Source organism: Thermofilaceae archaeon, from assembly GCA_038731975.1.
Taxonomy (GTDB): Archaea; Thermoproteota; Thermoprotei; order Thermofilales; family Thermofilaceae; genus JANXEW01.
The window spans coordinates 1-2,676 of record JAVYQJ010000080.1; the positions used below are offsets into that span (position 1 = coordinate 1).

The 2,676-nt window shown below is 55.3% G+C and carries 4 protein-coding genes; all 4 read left to right on the plus strand.

All coding sequences use genetic code 11. From position 1 onward, the window contains the following. Positions 1-237 (plus strand): desulfoferrodoxin family protein (locus QXF46_09665; protein ID MEM0227129.1); only part of this gene is annotated, 237 nt, incomplete at its 5' end. Between the two features lie 115 nt (positions 238-352). Continuing rightward, positions 353-1,078 carry an ABC transporter ATP-binding protein gene (locus QXF46_09670; protein ID MEM0227130.1) on the plus strand — a complete coding sequence of 242 codons (726 nt, stop codon included), beginning with the start codon at positions 353-355 and terminating at the stop codon, positions 1,076-1,078. Beyond that, positions 1,075-2,391: an ABC transporter permease gene (locus QXF46_09675; GenBank protein ID MEM0227131.1), complete on the plus strand. Its 1,317-nt coding sequence runs from the start codon at positions 1,075-1,077 to the stop codon at positions 2,389-2,391. The genes QXF46_09670 and QXF46_09675 overlap by 4 nt, the downstream gene beginning before the upstream one ends. Further along, the coding region (locus QXF46_09680; GenBank protein MEM0227132.1) for a hypothetical protein at positions 2,369-2,676 on the plus strand (308 nt) is incomplete at its 3' end. The genes QXF46_09675 and QXF46_09680, both read left to right, overlap by 23 nt.

Below are 2,676 nucleotides of genomic sequence, written 5' to 3' on the forward strand. Positions count from 1 at the left end.
GAGCACCACATCCGCTACATTGAGTTAATCTTCTGGCCTGAAGGAGAGCAATTCCCCTTCAAGATCGGTAGAGCAGACTTTGAAGCGCACGGCGAGTCGGTGAAGGGCCCCAACACGAGCACGGTTTACACGGAGCCTGTAGCCACCTTCGTGTTCAAAACGGATAAGCCCGGTAAACTCATAGCCTTCAGCTACTGCAACATACACGGTCTCTGGCGGAGCGAATTGACGCTTTAGCTTTCACTACGATAGTAGAGATGTTTGCCTAATTTCCTCCTTTTTTGTTACAATTTTTGCTTCATGAACCTGTGTTCTTACGCAATGTTTATTATATGCATATGCTTGAAACGCTGTGTCTGTAGTTGAAGTAAGAGATCTGGTGAAGGATTTCGGCGTTTTCAGGGCGCTGCACGGGGTTAGCTTCGAAGTGGAGGAAGGGGAGGTTTTCGGCCTAGTAGGCCCCAACGGTGCAGGGAAGACAACGACCTTCCGCATTCTAGCCGGGTTGCTACCACCAACTTCGGGTGAAGTTCGGGTGCTGGGCGCTAGCCCCGGCGACCTGAGGATCAGGAGGTACGTTTCCTACCTGCCTGAGGACGCTGGGACCTACCGGAACATCACGGGCTACGAGTTCCTCGAGATGATAGCCAGGATATATTACGGTAAGGGTGGGGAGGCGGAGGAGGCGCTCGAGCTCGGCCTCAAGATAGCTGGCTTGGGGAGCGCGGCATACGAGAAGATGAAGACGTATAGCAAGGGGATGAAGAGGAGGATACAGGTTGCCCGTGCGCTCATGGTGAAACCGAGAGTCGCGATCCTCGATGAGCCAACCTCGGGTCTCGACGTTCTGCAAGCGCGGGAGGTGCGGGAGATTGTGAGGAGGTACGCAAGGGAGCTGGGCACAACCGTCCTACTTTCGAGTCACAACATGGGTGAGATCGAGGCTACGTGCGATACTGTGGCCTTGATACACCGTGGGCGGATCATCACGCGCGGGCGGCTAGCGGAGCTGCTGAGTAGCTACGGTGCGAGAAACCTCGAGGAACTATTCGTATCTCTCGTCGGTGAGGTTGCATGAATCTTCAAGCTGTAAAGGTTCTCGCCCTAAAGGAGTTTAGAGACCTGATCCGCGATCCAAGGATCTTCATCCCCTTCGTGCTTTCAGCAGTAATCATGCCGGTGATCGGGGTAGCGATTTCTACAGCCATGCAGGCCGCAATAACGCAGGCGGTAACGGGTCAAACCGTCGCTGTAGCAGACCTGGATCGAACGAACCTCTCAAGGGAGCTGGTACGCTGGCTCTCCGGTAAGGAGTTTACCGTGATAGAGGTGAGCGGCGGAACGCTCGAGGAGCTCTCTAAGAGAGCTGCGGAAAGTGGCGCATCAGCGCTGCTCGTGATAAAGCCGGGTTTCGCAGAAGCTCTCGAGCAAGGCCGGAAACCATCCCTCGACCTCGTTCAGATATTGAGGGATTCCCCGCTCTTCTCTCTTCAGGGATTGGGTTTGGCGGATTCTGTCAGAGAATTTGCCGCAAGGAAGCTGCTTGAAGGCAAAGTAAGCTACGATTTAGTCAGGGATCCGGTAGCCGTTAACAGCACTATATACATGGCGGCGAAGGGTCTTCTGCTCACCAGACCTGAGCTACTGACGGGGCTATCGATGGCTGCGATGCTGATACCCTTGATCCTCCTCTCCATCGCGTTGGTGGTGATGCAGATGGCGGCAACATCGGTAGCGGTTGAGAATGAGGAAAGGACGCTGGAAACTCTCCTCACGCTACCCATTTCAAGCTACGATGTTCTTTTATCAAAGCTATTAGGCATGTTCGCCGTCTCTATGCTGGGTACGGCTTTCCAGGTGGTCGGCATGTTCGCCTACTTCTACCTCATTCTAACCGTACCCTTCGCCTTCACGCGGGAGCCTGGACAAGCTCTGAACATCGAACTGATGGCAGCACCAACGGACATAACCGTCATTGCGCTGAGCTTGCTGATCTCTCTCTTCTTCGCAGCCGCAGTGGGCATGGTTATCGGGGTACTGAGCAAGGACGTGAGAGTTGCGAACACGCTGGTAGGCCCCCTCTCGATGCTCTTCTACATCCCAGCTCTCTTCATACTCTTCGCGCCGAGCAGTGCTCTGGGGAAAGCGGCTATCGCGGTACTGTACACCCTCCCTGTGACCCAGCTGATCGTCGCGGCGAGGGATATGATCAGCGCTCGACTGCCTAGCGAGATGCCTGTGTACCTGGTAGCCGCTTTAGCCTTGACGATCCTAATCGTTTACGCTGCGTCCAAGCTCTTCTCGCTTGAAACAATAGCCACACTACAGTACAGGATCTCCTCCTTCATCGCCCGAAGGGGGGTACTGGTTGCAAAATCGAGAAAAACTTAGGCTTTACGCGCTGGACGAGCTATTCGATAGCGAGCTCTACTCGCGGCTAGCGGTACGCGAAAGGAACGATGCTAACAGGAGGCTGCTCGAGGAGCTCGCTAGAGTGGAGCGGGCCCACTACGAGTTCTGGAGCGAGTTGCTGGGGGAGAGGCTTGAGCTGGGAGTTAAGGAGAGGGTCAGGCTGGCCATCCTCGTAGCAGCGGCGCGCCTGCTAGGCAAGACCTTCACGATCAAGCTGCTGGAGCGGCGCGAATCGTCAACCATCGAGGAGTACGAGCGAGCGGC